Origin of the sequence: Salinibacter sp. (assembly GCF_036626415.1) — a bacterium.
Classification (GTDB): Bacteria; Bacteroidota; Rhodothermia; order Rhodothermales; family Salinibacteraceae; genus Salinibacter.
On sequence record NZ_JAZKRW010000087.1, the window covers coordinates 1 to 13,807 of the forward strand.

Annotated in this window: 9 protein-coding genes; 8 read left to right on the forward strand and 1 reads right to left on the reverse strand. The window is 68.1% G+C overall.

Annotated elements, in window-relative coordinates; translation table 11 throughout:
- From V5A20_RS10025 to V5A20_RS10035, 3 genes are all read left to right on the forward strand, one after another.
- Nucleotides 1-2,785, forward strand: a 2,785-nt coding sequence (locus V5A20_RS10025) for a T9SS type A sorting domain-containing protein (RefSeq protein ID WP_332327250.1), incomplete at its 5' end; no start/stop codon positions are given.
- Between the two features lie 44 nt (nt 2,786-2,829).
- A complete protein-coding gene (locus V5A20_RS10030; RefSeq protein ID WP_332316649.1) occupies nt 2,830-3,078 on the forward strand; it encodes a hypothetical protein in 249 nt (82 codons plus the stop codon).
- On the forward strand, nt 3,075-4,997 hold the full coding sequence (locus V5A20_RS10035) for a glycoside hydrolase family 13 protein (RefSeq protein WP_332327251.1): 1,923 nt from the start codon (nt 3,075-3,077) through the stop codon (nt 4,995-4,997). Before V5A20_RS10030 ends, V5A20_RS10035 begins: the two co-directional genes overlap by 4 nt.
- Before the next feature lie 39 nt (nt 4,998-5,036).
- Here the strand turns inward: V5A20_RS10035 and V5A20_RS10040 are convergent, their stop codons facing one another.
- On the reverse strand, nt 5,037-5,492 hold the full coding sequence (locus V5A20_RS10040; protein WP_332316647.1) for a hypothetical protein: 456 nt from the start codon (nt 5,490-5,492) through the stop codon (nt 5,037-5,039).
- Between the two features lie 192 nt (nt 5,493-5,684).
- Here V5A20_RS10040 and V5A20_RS10045 point away from each other — a divergent pair, with 192 nt between their 5' ends.
- The 5 genes from V5A20_RS10045 (at nt 5,685) to V5A20_RS10065 (ending at nt 13,628) form a co-directional block, all read left to right on the forward strand.
- Nucleotides 5,685-6,392 (forward strand): 5-formyltetrahydrofolate cyclo-ligase, encoded by a 708-nt coding sequence (locus tag V5A20_RS10045; protein ID WP_332327252.1) that lies wholly within the window; start codon nt 5,685-5,687, stop codon nt 6,390-6,392.
- A 137-nt stretch (nt 6,393-6,529) separates the two neighbouring features.
- Nucleotides 6,530-7,768 carry an MFS transporter gene (locus V5A20_RS10050; protein WP_332316678.1) on the forward strand — a complete coding sequence of 413 codons (1,239 nt, stop codon included), beginning with the start codon at nt 6,530-6,532 and terminating at the stop codon, nt 7,766-7,768.
- 85 nt (nt 7,769-7,853) lie between these two features.
- Nucleotides 7,854-9,692 (forward strand): sodium:solute symporter family protein, encoded by a 1,839-nt coding sequence (locus V5A20_RS10055; protein WP_332316677.1) that lies wholly within the window; start codon nt 7,854-7,856, stop codon nt 9,690-9,692.
- Nucleotides 9,693-9,728: 36 nt separating this feature from the next.
- On the forward strand, nt 9,729-12,665 hold the full coding sequence (locus V5A20_RS10060; RefSeq protein WP_332327253.1) for a glycoside hydrolase family 3 N-terminal domain-containing protein: 2,937 nt from the start codon (nt 9,729-9,731) through the stop codon (nt 12,663-12,665).
- A gap of 48 nt (nt 12,666-12,713) precedes the next feature.
- The gene (locus V5A20_RS10065) at nt 12,714-13,628 is read left to right on the forward strand and encodes an N-acetylglucosamine kinase (RefSeq protein WP_332316675.1); all 915 of its coding nucleotides are present in this window, start codon (nt 12,714-12,716) and stop codon (nt 13,626-13,628) included.
- The last annotated feature ends 179 nt before the right edge of the window (nt 13,629-13,807 follow it).

The window sequence follows — 13,807 nt, forward strand, 5'->3', positions numbered from 1 at the left end:
CGGCCCGCCCACTCCCGAGAACCCGTGGGCCAATCCGGAGGCCAAGCATCCCTTCAACGTCTTCAACGACCTGAACCACGAGAGTCCCCGAACGCAGGACTGGCTGGACCGGGCCAACGAGTACTGGCTGACCGAATTCAACGTTGACGGCTTTCGGTTCGACCTCTCGAAAGGGTTTACGCAGGGCCCCAACGACCAGGGATACGAGGACGTGGGGGCCTGGGCCGGACCGGATCAGGAACGCATCGACCTCCTCAAGCGCATGGCCGACGAGATCTGGTCGGTGGATGAGAACGCCTACATCATTCTTGAGCACTTCGCCGCGCCGGACGAAGAGCAGGAACTGGCCTCTTACAAGGTAGACCAAGGCCAACCGGGTATGATGCTCTGGAACAACATGAACGAGCCGTACAGCCAGGCGGCGCAGGGCTACACGGAAGGTTCGGGCCTAGCCAACACGTTTTACGAAAACCGCGGCCTCAGCGTCCCGAACTACATTACCTACATGGAGAGCCACGACGAGCAGTGGCTCATGTACCGGAACCGGGCGAACGGAAATTCGAGCGGGGACGGCTACGACATTACTGAGCTGGAAACGGGTCTGGAGCGCCAGAAGCTGGTAGGAAGCTTCTTCTTTACTGTGCCAGGACCGCGCATGCTGTGGCAGTTTGGAGAGCTCGGCTACGGCTATGGCGACGGAGGGGAACAGTGCCTGGAGGGGGCCGGGGACGAGTGTCCGAGTGCCGCCCCGGGTCGAACGGCCCCGAAGCCCATCCGGTGGGATTATCGGAACCCCGACCAGAGTCCGAACCGGGTGGCCCTCTACAAGACGTGGAGTGCCCTCATCAACCTGCGTCAAGAACACGACGTGTTTACCTCGCCCGAGACGAACGTACGTCTGCGGGTGGGAGCCGAGACACGAGGGCGTCGGATTGAGCTTCAGCACGCCTCGATGGACGCGGTGGTCGTAGGCAACTTTGGGGTGGAACCGCGCGACGTGTCGGCCGACTTCCCGTCTGCCGGTACCTGGCACGATTTCTTTACCGGCGAGGCCGTCCAGATCGAAGAGAAAGAGCGCAACACTGCGATTCCGATGGCGCCGGGCGAGTTTCACATCTATACCAGCGCGCCGGTCGACACGCCGGAGGCCGGCCTGGTGGCCTACGACGCCGTAGCGCCCCCTCCGTCTGCCCCCACGAGCCTGGAGGCCGCGGGCGACCTGGACGCGGGAACCGCCGACCTTTCGTGGGCCGCAAGCACGGCGAGCGACGTGACCGGGTATCAGGTGTACCGGGGCACCGCCGCTGCCTTCGATACGACCGGGGCCCGCATCGCGACCGTCGGCCCCGAGACGACGAGCTACACCGACTCGACGATCAGCCAGGGGACGGCGAAGTACTACCGTGTTGTGGCGCGCGACAACGATGGCATGCGGAGCGCGGCCTCGGCGGCGGCGCGTGTGCTCCTGCGGCCGTCCACCGTCCCGGTGTCGGCATCGCGGTCGTTTGGCGAAGGCAGTGCCAAGAGCGACTACCGCCTCGTCGCCCTTCCCGGACAGGTGAGCCGGGGGGTGGGGAGCACCCTCGACGGAGAGGCGGGGGAGGCCTGGCAGGTCTACTGGGACGACGGCTCCGACGAGGACTACCTGCAGAAATTTGACGGCTCGTCGACCTTTGACTTCGCCCCCGGACGGGGCTTCTGGGCCATCAGCGAGTCGGACTGGGGCGTCGAAGACGAGTTTGAGCCCGTGTCCCTCAGCGAAGACGCTGGTCGGCAGGTGGCGGTCGTTTCGCTCCGGCAGGGGTGGAACATCATCGCCAATCCGCTTGGCATCGACGTGCCGTGGAGCCGCGTCGAAAATGCCAACGACGGCTCCCTCCAGCCCCTCTGGCGCTTCGACGGAAGCTTTCGCCAGACCGACACCTTTGCCTCGGCGCGGGAGGGGGAGGCCTTCTACTTCCACAACCAGGAGGGCCGAGCCCGGCTGAAAATTCCGTACGAGACCGGCACCCAGGAACAAGAAAACACAACAGCCTCGGTCCAGACGGAGACCCTGCTTGCCCTAACAGCCCGGGGCCCGGAAGGGGCCGAATCGACCGTTCGGGTGGGGACGTCGCCGAGTGCCAAGGACGGCGTGGGGGCGGAGGACGTGATTGCCCCGCCGAGTCAGTTCGAATCCCTGAGCCTGCGTGTGCGGACCGAGGACGAAGACGCCTCGCGCCGGGCCCGGTCGCTCACGCGCTCCCTTCAGGCGCCGAGCGGCGACGAGGGCACGGTTCACGAGGTGTCGTTGCGGGCGGCCCCGGACACGCCCGTCCAACTGTCCGTCGAGAACATGCAGGCGGCCGGGGAGGCCGTGCGCCTCGTCAACCGGCAGACGGGAGCGTCTCATAACCTGCGCCGCACGACCTCCGTGGAGCTGTCTCCCTCCGAGGGGGAGCGTAAGTGGGCCCTCCTCAGCGGCTCCGAGGCGTTCGTCGAGGCGGAGCAGTCCGAGATTCAGCCGGAGTCGCTCGTCCTGCGCCCCAACTATCCCAATCCGTTTCGGGAGCAGACCACGATCGAGTACACCTTGCCGGAGGCCGACGACGTGCGGATTGAGGTCTACGATCTGCTCGGACGGCGCGTCCAGACGCTCGTGGATGGACGGCGAGAGTCGGGCCTGCACCGGGCCACCTGGAACGGGCGCAACAGCGGGGGCACAACCGCTGCCAGTGGACTCTACATTGTTCGCCTCCAAGCCGGTGGAACGACCCGATCCCAGAAAGCAACCCTTGTCCGGTAGGCGTTCTCTTCCTCTACACTTCGTTTCCCACCGTGGTGATTCCCATGCCCCACTCCGACCTTCGTCGATTCCTCGTTGCCGTTCTTCTGCTCGGGGCCGTCTGCACACTGCCCGCGTGTGGGTCGATGGGCGGAAACGGGGACAGCGGCGACGACGAGAAATTTCCGGAGCCGCCGAACCGGCCCAGCAGTGCGTTCATCGTGCCCGCGGCCGTCGTCCCTGCTCCCCAGCCGGCCGTAGAGGGACCCGACGACCGTGCGCTTGCGATTCAGGATCCGCAGCCCACGTCATGAGCCCCCGTCCCGTTCGTCTTCAGGACTACACGCGTTCGGTTGTGCTGGGGATACTGCTGGTGGGCCTTGGGCTCGGGGCCGTCGGGTGCCAGTCCAGTCCGGAGGAGTCAGTGGCGCCCCCCACGCCCGCCGAACGCACCCCCGCCTGGGCCCAGGACGCCGTCTGGTACCAAATCTTTCCCGAGCGCTTCCGGAACGGCGACCCGTCGAACGACCCCACCCGACAGACGCTGCAACGCCCGGTTGCGGACGTCCCTGCTGCCTGGCGCCCCACCCGCTGGACGCGCGACTGGTACGAGCAGGCCGAGTGGGAACGAGAGACGGGCGGCTTTTACGACGGCGTCTACGACCGGCGCTACGGGGGCGACCTGCAGGGCGTCCTCGACCGCCTGCCCTACCTCGACTCCCTCGGCGTCACGGCGCTCTACGTCAACCCGGTCTTCTCGGCCCGCTCCCTCCACAAGTACGACGGGTCGAGCTACCACCACATCGATCCCAACTTTGGCCCGGATCCGGCGGGGGATCGCGAACGCATGGCCCAAGAGAATCCCACCGACCCCTCCACCTGGCACGTCACCGCGGCCGATTCCCTCTTCTTTGCTCTCGTGCGGAAGGCCCACGCCCGCGACATGCGGGTGGTTATCGACGGGGTGTTCAACCACACCGGACGCGACTTCTTTGCCTTCCAGGACCTGGCCGAGAACCAGTCCGATTCTCGCTACGCCGACTGGTACGCGGTCAACGCCTTCGACGACCCCGCCACGCCCGACACCAACGAGTTCGACTACACGGGCTGGTGGGGCGTGAAGTCGCTCCCCGAGTTCGCCAACAACGAGGCCGGGACCACCCTGCAGTCCGGGCCCAGGCAGTACATCCTGGACGCCACCGAGCGGTGGATGGACCCGAACGGCGACGGCGACCCGTCCGACGGCGTGGACGGCTGGCGGCTCGACGTGGCCGAGGAGGTGCCGGTCGGGTTCTGGCGAGACTGGAACGCGCACGTCCGCGATCTGAACCCGGACGCCTACACCGTGTCGGAGGTGTGGGAGGAGGCGTCCGGGTATCTCGAAGACGCGGGCTTCTCGGCCACGATGAACTACCACGGCTTCGCCTTTCCCGTGAAGGGCTTCCTCGTCGACCACGCCATCGAGCCGTCCCGCTTTGCCGAGCTGCTGCGGGAGCGCCGATCGGCCCATCCGCCGCGGGTGCGGAACGCACTGCAAAATCTGGTCGGCTCGCACGATACGCCCCGTCTCGCCACGATGGTCGTGAACCGCACCGACACGGGCTACGCGCAGCCGGAGCGGTTTGACTACGACAACGGCGCGGTGACCGACCTGCGGCAGAACCCGGACTACAAGGTCCGCGCCCCGACCGCTCCGGAGCGCCGCCTCCAACGGCTCGTGGCGCTCTTTCAAATGACGTACGTCGGCGCGCCGATGATGTACCACGGGGACGAGGCCGGCATGTGGGGCGCCGACGACCCCGATGACCGGAAGCCGATGGTGTGGCCCGACAAGAGCTACGATGTGGAGGACGATCACCCGTTCGGGCACGACCGCCCGGCCGACCCGGTGCGCTTCAACGACGCCCTATTCGGGACCTACCAGAACCTCATCTCGCTGCGTCGCGAGCACGACGCCCTGCGCCGCGGGTCCTTTGGCGTGGTGCAGGCCGATGACGAGCGCGATATGCTCACCTACGCCCGCACCCATTCGCAGGACACGTTGGTCGTGACCCTGAACCGGAGCGCGGAAGCGCACAGTGCCCGCGTGCCCCTGCCCGACTCTCTTCGGCAGCCGTACGAGGTGCTTCGGACAGTGCCCGAGGGGGCGTCGGTGCGGCTCCAGCAGGACGGCACGGCCCTGCTCTTAGAGGTGCCGGGGCATACGGGCGTGGTGGTGCGCCCTGCCCCGTAGACGATCCTGCAGGATGCTCGGGCACGCAGTCAGGTAGGGTCAGACCACGTCCTCGAAGATCTGCTGCATCTCTGTGCGCATCTGGGCCGAGAGGGACAGCGTGGCGTCGCCCACGTGGAGGCGCATCCCGTCCTGCTCGGCCGCCGTGAGGAAGGTCTTTCGCGACAGGTACACCCGAGTGGGGCCCACCTCCTCTTCGCCGGGGCGGCTGATGTCCTCGATGGGAAGGGGCTCATCCCCGAGCGTGAGCCGGATCGAGTCCGTCCGGGCGATGCCGATGAGCGTGAGCGCCCAGCGAGTTCCCGTTGGACGTTCGATCCCAACGGCCCGGGCCGATACGTCGTCGTTCAGGACGTGGGGGGTGATGGTGAGGGTCATCTTCTCCCCGGGACTCGAGCCCTCGACGGTTTCGATGTTGGACGACTGCGCGGCGACTGTGGGGGCGAAGAGGACAATTCCCCCGGCAATCAGAAGACTGAGCACACGGTGTAGCATAGCAGAGACACTGGGGCTGGTGGCGGAGATGCGCAAAGGCTTGGACGCACGGGCGCGGCGAATGTGGCTCTCTTCACGGGGTCTTGTTCTTTCTTTTAAGGGCAGTAGGGTGGGCCGTGAACGCCCCGTGCGCCGGAGCGTACGGTCCACGTCGGAATTCCTGCTTTTCCTCGTGACGAGCCCGGAGGGGTCATGGACGCGCGATTCGACACCAAGTCGGCGGCGCGACAGGCCGTGTGGGATGCGCTGGACGAGCGCGGCGTGGCGCGCTTTCCGTTTCCGCCCCACGGCCGCATCCCTAACTTCGACGGCGCCCCCGCCGCGGCCGAGCGATTGTTCGAGCAGTCCCCGTTGGACGAAGCTCGCCGCATCAAAGTAAATCCCGACGCGCCGCAGCGCCACGTCCGCATCGAGGCGTTGCATCGAGGGTGTGAGGTGGTTGTGCCCACCCCTCGTCTACGCGGCGGGTTCCAGCGGCTCGATCCCGGAAAAATTCCCGACGACGAGCTCTCGTCGGCTGCCAGTCTCTCGAACATGGACCGGTGGGCCGAGCCCGTGGCCCTCGATGACCTGCGCCCCCTCGACGCAATCGTGACCGGGTCGGTCGCGGTGACCCGAGTGGGACATCGGTGTGGAAAGGGAGAGGGGTACAGCGACCTTGAGTACGCGATCCTCCGAGAACGGGGACACGATCCCGTCCCGGTGGCCACGACCGTGCACGCGCTACAGGTCGTCGAGTCACTTCCGACGGATGCGCACGACCTGCCGCTCTCCCAGATCGTGACGCCCGAGGAGACGATCGAGGTTACGGATCCTCCGGCACCGCCTCCCGGCATCGACTGGGACGCACTCTCGGAGACGGATCTGGAAGAGATGCCGGTGCTTCGGGAGTTGAAATAGTGCGTGTTGCGTAGTGCGTGTTGCGTAAAAGACTCCTGGGACACGCGATACGAAAGTACGCAACATGAGCCCGGAAACGAGCGCCCTCGTAGGAGGTCGACTGAGCCATTCGATGACTCTACGCCCCACCGAGATCGATGAATCCCAACGACCGGTCCATCGTCGCGCTCGTGATGACGGGCCACGGGCTGGTGCACACCTACGAGCTCTCCATCCCAATCTTCATGACGGCCTGGCTCGGGGAGTTGGGCGTCTCGGAGGCTGCGCTCGGTGCGGTGGTGGGGGCGGGGTACTTCCTGTTTGGGGCCGGGGCGTTGCCGGGGGGAGTCCTCGTGGATCGGTTCGGCTCGCGACGCCTCATTGCGGGCTGTTTCGTGGGGATGGGGGGCGCATTCGTGCTGCTGGGACTGCTGCCGGGACTGTGGGGCCTCGGGGCGGCACTGCTGGCGTGGGGGGCGGCGGCCAGCGTCTACCACCCGGCCGGGCTGGCACTCATTAGTACGGGGGTGCAGCAACGGGGCCGGGCCCTGGCCTACCACGGCATTGCGGGCAATGTCGGCATCGCGGGTGGGCCGCTCGCCACGGCCCTCCTCCTGCTCGCGTTCGACTGGCCGACGGTGGCCGTCCTGCTCGGCCTGCCGGCCCTCCTTGCGGCGGTGGGGGCGTGGCGCACGTCGTTCGACGAGCGGGCGGCGGTCGGCGTGCACGACGCACCGGACGCCGGACACGGAGAGCCAAGCCCCCGTCCCGACGACAGGGCGGCGCTCTGGACACGGTCGAAGGCGCTCTTTGCCTCGGGCTTTGCGGGCGTTTTTGTCCTCGTGGCCCTGTCGGGCCTCTACTACCGCGGCATGCTCACCTTCCTGCCGGACCTGCTTACGCCGCTGGTGACGGTCGACCTGCCGATCGACGTGGCGGCGGGCCGGTACGTCTACGCCGGCCTCCTCGCCGTGGGCATCGCGGGACAGTACGTAGGGGGACGTCTGTCGGATCACGCCCGCACGGAGTGGGCGCTGGCCGGAGCCTTGGCGGTGCTGGCCGCCGTGGCGGTCGTTTTTCTGCCGGTGGCGGGGGTCGGCACCGCGGCCCTGCTTGCCGTGAGTGCGGTCCTGGGCTTTTTCCTCTTTCTCGTGCAGCCGCTCTACCAGGCGACAGTGGCCGAGTACACGCCGCCCGAGGCTCGGGGGCTCTCCTACGGCTACACCTACCTCGCCATCTTTGGGGTCGGGGCGGCAGGGGCGGCGGGGGCCGGAGGGCTTCTGCAGATCGCGGGGCCACCCCTGCTGTTTGGGGCGCTGGCGGGCCTCGCGCTGCTCGGGGCGAGCCTGAGCGGGGGGCTCGCCGTGCGTCGGGCCCGTGTTGGTACGCACCCGTGACCCGGGACGCCGACGTGTCGTTGCGAAGCGGCGGTGCTCCCCCTATCCTGTGAAAACGCGTTTCGCTGATCGATCGCCCGCGTTCGTGACTCGCCTCGACTGGCTCTTCGTCGCCGGCTACCTGCTCCTCTCGTTCGGAATTGCGCTCTACTTTTACCGGCGGGCCGGCGAGGACACCTCGGAGTTCTTCCTCTCTGGGCGGTCGATGCCGTGGTGGGTGGCCGGGACGAGCATGGTGGCCACCACGTTCGCCGTCGACACGCCGCTCCTGGTGACGGAGATCGTGGCCCAAAATGGCATTGCGGGCAACTGGCTCTGGTGGAACGCCGCCATTGGCGGCATGCTCACCGTCTTCTTCTTTGCCCGCCTCTGGCGCCGCAGCGGTGTGATGACGGACGTGGAGTTCGTGGAATTTCGCTACAGCGGTGAGGTGGCCGCGTGGCTGCGCGGCCTCAAGGCACTTTTCTTCGGCCTCCTGCTCAACATCCTCATTATCGGGTGGGTGTCACTGGCGATGGAGACGGTGATCGACCGGCTCTTCCCGGACCTCACCCTGTTCGGGCAGGCGGCCTTTTCGGTACTGGGGCGGGAGATGAGCGCCGCGCTCGTGGTGACCGGCGGCCTCATTCTGGTTGTGGCCGTCTACGCCCTGCTGTCGGGGCTGTGGGGCGTGATGGTGACGGACCTGTTCCAGTTTGTCATCGCCATGGGCGGGACCATTCTGCTGGCGGTGCTGGTGCTCGACATGCCGGAGATCGGCGGGGTAGAGGGCCTCCGCGAGCAGCTTCCCAACGAGACGTTCAACCTGCTGCCCACGGTTGGGGGCGCGGCGGAGGGGGCGGCCACCTTTTCGCTCTCGGCCCTCGCGTTCGCGGCGTACGCGGGGGTGCAGTGGTGGGCGAGCTGGTATCCAGGGGCCGAGCCGGGCGGCGGCGGCTACATCGCGCAGCGCATGATGAGCGCCAAGGACGAGCCGAATGCCCTGTTCGCGACCCTCTGGTACACGATCGCGCACTTCTGCCTGCGCCCCTGGCCGTGGATCATCGTGGCGCTGGCCGCGCTGGTGCTCTACCCGGACCTCGATGAGCCCCGCGCCGGGTTTGTGCTGGTGATGAAGGACGTGCTGCCCCCCGGCCTGCTCGGGCTTCTCTTTGCGTCCTTCCTGGCGGCGTTCATGAGCACGGTCTCTACGCAGCTGAACTGGGGCGTCTCGTACCTCGTCAACGACTTCTGGGGGCGCTTCGTGCGGCCCGACGCGAACGAGGCCCACTACGTGCTCGTCTCGCGGATTCTCACGTTCGTGGTGGCCCTGCTGAGTCTCGTCGTCACGCTCTTCCTCAACACTATCGCTGAGGCGTGGGGCCTGCTGCTGTCCGCCTCCGCCGGCCTGGGGCTCGTCCTCATCCTGCGCTGGTACTGGTGGCGCGTCAACGCGTGGAGCGAGATGGCGGCCACCCTGGCCCCGATCGCGCTAACCGTGGTGGCCCTGGTGCTCAATGCGTTCGGCGTTCAGGTGCCGGGCCTGCAGGCCGAGTTTCCCCTGAACCTCTACTCGGTGGTCGGGTTTACGACGGTCGTCTGGCTCGCGGCCACCTTCTGTACGCGCCCGACCGACACGGAGACGCTCGATGCGTTCTACCGAACGGTGCACCCCGGTGGGCCCGGTTGGACGCCGGTGGCCGAGCGACACCCGGACGTGGAGGCGGACTCCGGGCTCGGGCGGCTGGCGCTGGACTGGCTCGTGGGGGTCGTGCTCGTATACAGCACCCTCTTCGGCACCGGCTATCTCATCCTGGGATGGACCCTCTGGGGCGCTGCCTGCATCGCGGTGGCGCTGGCGGCGGCGGCGTACCTGTGGGGGGACCTGCAGCGGGACGAGGTCTCCCTCATCGGGATGGACGACGGGGCGGGGGACGACGTGTAGACGGTTGTTCGTGCTTTCAGACGATTGTGCCTCATCATGACGGTTTCGCTTCGCCACTCCCTTCTCGCCGCCGGCCTCACGGTGACGGTGCTCGTGGGTTCTTTCGTGTTCGGCGGGGGCAGGGCCGCCCCCCTCACGGCAGGGCTCCCCGGCTCGGGCGCCGGGGCCCCTGATACAGCGGACGGCACCGGGGCGGCCTGGGCCGAGCAACAGCTCCGGGCCATGACGCTCGACGAGAAAATTGCGCAGCTCTTCGTCGTGCGGATCGACGGGACATTTCAGAATGCGGACACCCCCTCGTACCGCGAGACCGCTACGCTCGTCGAGGAGTTTGGGGCCGGCGGGCTCATCTTCGGCCCCGGCACGCCCATGACCCAGATCGCGATGGCCAACGACCTGCAGGCGAAGGCCAAGCGGCCCCTCCTCGTGGCGCAGGACACGGAGTGGGGGGTGGGCATGCGCATTGACGAGGCCACCTCGTTCCCCCCGGCCATGGCGATCGGGGCCACGCGGGACGCCTCGCACGCCTACCGGGTCGGCTACGTGACGGCCCAGGAGGCCCGCGCGCTCGGCGTGCACCAGCTTTATGCGCCGGTGGCGGACGTCAACAACAATCCCAAGAACCCGATCATCAACGTCCGCTCCTTCGGCGAGTCGCCGTCCCTTGTGGGCACGATGGCGTCGGCGTTCACGCGGGGGGCGCAGCGGGGGGGCACCCTCGCCACGGTGAAGCACTTTCCCGGCCACGGCGACACGGAGGTCGACTCGCACATCAATCTGCCCATCCTCCGGTTCGACCGGGGCCGCCTCGACTCCCTTGAGCTGTCGCCGTTCCGACAAACCTTCGACGCCGGGGTACAGAGCGTCATGACCGGGCACCTCGCCCTGCCCGAGATTGCGGCGGACAGCGTGCCGGCCACCCTGTCCCGTCCCCTGACCCACGATCTGTTGCGGGACGAGCTCGGCTACGACGGCCTCGTGGTGACCGACGCCCTCAACATGCAGGCCGTCACCCGCACGTTTGGCGTCGGGGAGACGGCGGTGCGCGTGCTGGAGGCCGGGGCGGACCTCGTGCTCATGTCCACGAACCCGCACGCGGCGCACCAGGCGGTCCGGCGGGCCGTCACCGGCGGGCGCATCGACACGACCGAGATCAACGATTCGGTCCGGCGGCTCCTCGCCACAAAACAGGACCTCGGTCTTCACGAGGCTCGCCAGGTGTCGCTCGACACCACCCGACACCAGGTAGCACGGCGGTCCCACGAGGTCTTGTCCCGCACGGTGGCCCGCGAGTCGCTCACGCTGCTCGCGAACGCAGACTCGCTGCTCCCCCTCACGCCGCCGGAGCAGCACGACGCCCTCGTCGTCACGCTCAGCGACAGCGAGTACCCCGGAACGGGCGATACGTTCATCGATCAACTCCGCGACCAGCCCGCGATCGGATCACTCGACACACGCCGCCTCGACCCGCGCTCCGACTCGACGGACGTAAAGGACCATCTCGCGGACGCGTCGGATCACGACATCGTAATCGTGCCCTCCTTTCTCCGCGTCCAGGCCTGGAGCGGGTCGATCGGACTGAGCGACAGGCACCACGACTTTCTCGAGGACCTGGCGGATGCAGATACACCGGTCGCCTTCGTGGCCTTCGGCAATCCCTACGCCCCGACCGACCTGGCGCCCGCCCCGGACGCCATTCTGGCCGCCTACGGCTCCGGCGACGCCTCGCAGCGGGCCGCGGCGCAGGCGCTGGGGGGTGGGGCCGGCACGCCGGGGCGCCTGCCCGTCACCATTCCGGGTGTGGCCGAGAAGGGGGAGGGCCAGTCCCTCGCTCCCGTGGCGCCCCGGGAGGGCCTCCCCGAATCGGTGGGCCTAGACGGCGCGCGGCTCGCCCGCCTCGACACGCTGCTCCGGTCGGCCATGCTCGACGGGGCTTTTCCGGGGGGCGCCGTGGCCGTGGGCCGTGGGCCGGCCCTCGCGGAGCTCGATGCCTTCGGCTACCACACCTACGACGAGACCACGCCGGTGCAGACCGGCACGCAGTACGACCTTGCCTCGCTCACGAAGGTGGTGGCCACCACCACCGCCGTCATGAAGCTCTACGAGGCCGACTCCCTTGCGCTGGACGCCGCGGTGGCCCGGTACCTCCCCGACTTCGCCCAGAACGGCAAGGAGGCCGTGACCGTGCGCCAGCTGCTCGCCCACACGTCGGGCCTGAAGCCGTACCTGGATCCCGACGAGCGCGGCCCGACGCGGGACGCCCTCCTGGACACCCTCATGGCCCAGCCGCTCACGTACACGCCCGGCACCCAATCCACGTACAGCGGGCTCAACGCGATCGCGCTCATGCGCATCGTGGAAACGGTCAGCGGCCAGCCGTTCGATGCGTTCTGCCAGGCCCACATCTTTGAGCCACTCGGAATGGATCAGACGGGCTTCTACGACGCCGACGTCACCCGCGAATGGGCGGCCCCCACGACCGACACGTCGGGCACGCGGCGCCAAGGAAGCGTACACGACCCGATGGCGCGCGACATGGGCGGGGTGTCGGGAAACGCGGGGCTCTTCTCGACGGTCGAGGACCTGGCCCGCTTCGGGTACATGTTGACCCACGAGGGGCGGATCGACGGCCGCCAGTTCCTGGCGCCGGAGACGATTGCGACGTTCACGGCACAGACCGACGTGCCGGGCAGCACCCGGGCACTCGGGTGGGATACGAAAAGCCCAGAGGGCTACTCCTCGGCGGGGGACGCATTTTCGGCGGCGAGCTTCGGGCACACCGGCTACACGGGCACCTCCTTCTGGGTCGACCCGGCGGAGGATCTCTTCGTCGTCCTGCTCACGAACCGCGTCTACCCGGACGACACCGCCGAGCAGATCACCCAAGTGCGCCCGCGGGCGGCAGACATCGTCCACCGCGCGATTGAGGGGCCGCCCCAACCACTCTTGCCTGGGCCTAAACCGGAGGAATGAGGGCTCGCAATCGTCCCGCAGTTTCTTCTCAACACTGGAATTGACTCCGTGTCCGCATACCACGTCGCTGTTGGCCTCGATGCTGGGGGGTCGAAGACACAGTTGGCTGCCGAGTGGGAGGGGCCGTCGGAGCGGATCAGTCGGCGCGGGCCCGCCGCGAATCCGAGCCGAGTGGGGATGGACCACTCCGCGCAGGTTCTGTCCGCCCTGGTGAAGGAGGCCCTGCAGGCCCGACGGCCCATCGGTCGCCTGGCGGTGTGTGCCGGGGTGGCCGGGGCGGGCCGCCCCGACGAACAGCGCGTCCTTGCCGATCGGCTTCGCCAGGAGCTCGTGGACGAGGCGGGGGCGGTCGCCGTAGAGGTGGTACACGATGCCTGCATTGCCCTGGATGCGGCCTTCGGCTCGGAGAGCGGGCTCGTCATCATCGCGGGCACCGGGTCGGTCGTGCTCGCCCGGACGCGGGCAGAGACGACCCACCGGGTCGGGGGATGGGGGCACCTGCTGGGCGACCCGGGCAGCGGGCACGCCGTGGGCCGGGCCGGGCTGCGGGCCGTCGCGGCGGCCTTCGACGGGGGCGACGGCACGGTTCTCCGGGCGCGGATGGCCGAGGCGTACGGCGTCGATGAACGGTCCGCCCTCCACCACAAGGTGTACCAGGAAGACCTGCCCCTCCAGGATGTGGCCCCGCTCGTGGTTGAGGCCGCGGCAGACGGGGACCCGGTGGCAATGGATATTCTCACCTCCCAGGTTGACGACCTGCTGCGGCAAGTCGAGTGGCTGCTCCGTGAGGCCGAGGACGTGGCCCCCCGAATTGCGCTGCTCGGGGGCATGCTCCAGAATGAGCACTACGCAGCGGTGCTCCGTCGCGCGCTTGCCGACCGGGTGCCGGACTGGTCCGTAGAGGTGGTCCGAGAAGAGCCGGTCGTGGGGGCGGTGCGTCGCGCGCGCCGACTGGAGGAATAACGCGGCCCTTCGCCCGCTGCGCCTACACTGCTTACGGATTCGTCGCTCCGCCATGCTCACGACGCTTGATTTTGTTGTCCTCACGGTGTACCTGCTCGGCGTCGCGGGCTTTGGGGTCTGGGCCGGCGGGGCCCAGGAGTCCACCGAAGATTACTTTCTCGGGGGGCGGGACCTGCCGT

Bases quoted from the DNA above. Each gene is read 5' to 3' on its own strand.
- V5A20_RS10040 (WP_332316647.1), bottom strand. From the start codon at position 5,492: ATGCTACACCGTGTGCTCAGTCTTCTGATTGCCGGGGGAATTGTCCTC.
- V5A20_RS10045 (WP_332327252.1), top strand. From the start codon at position 5,685: ATGGACGCGCGATTCGACACCAAGTCGGCGGCGCGACAGGCCGTGTGG.
- V5A20_RS10030 (WP_332316649.1), top strand. From the start codon at position 2,830: ATGCCCCACTCCGACCTTCGTCGATTCCTCGTTGCCGTTCTTCTGCTC.
- V5A20_RS10050 (WP_332316678.1), top strand. From the start codon at position 6,530: ATGAATCCCAACGACCGGTCCATCGTCGCGCTCGTGATGACGGGCCAC.
- V5A20_RS10035 (WP_332327251.1), top strand. From the start codon at position 3,075: ATGAGCCCCCGTCCCGTTCGTCTTCAGGACTACACGCGTTCGGTTGTG.
- V5A20_RS10060 (WP_332327253.1), top strand. From the start codon at position 9,729: ATGACGGTTTCGCTTCGCCACTCCCTTCTCGCCGCCGGCCTCACGGTG.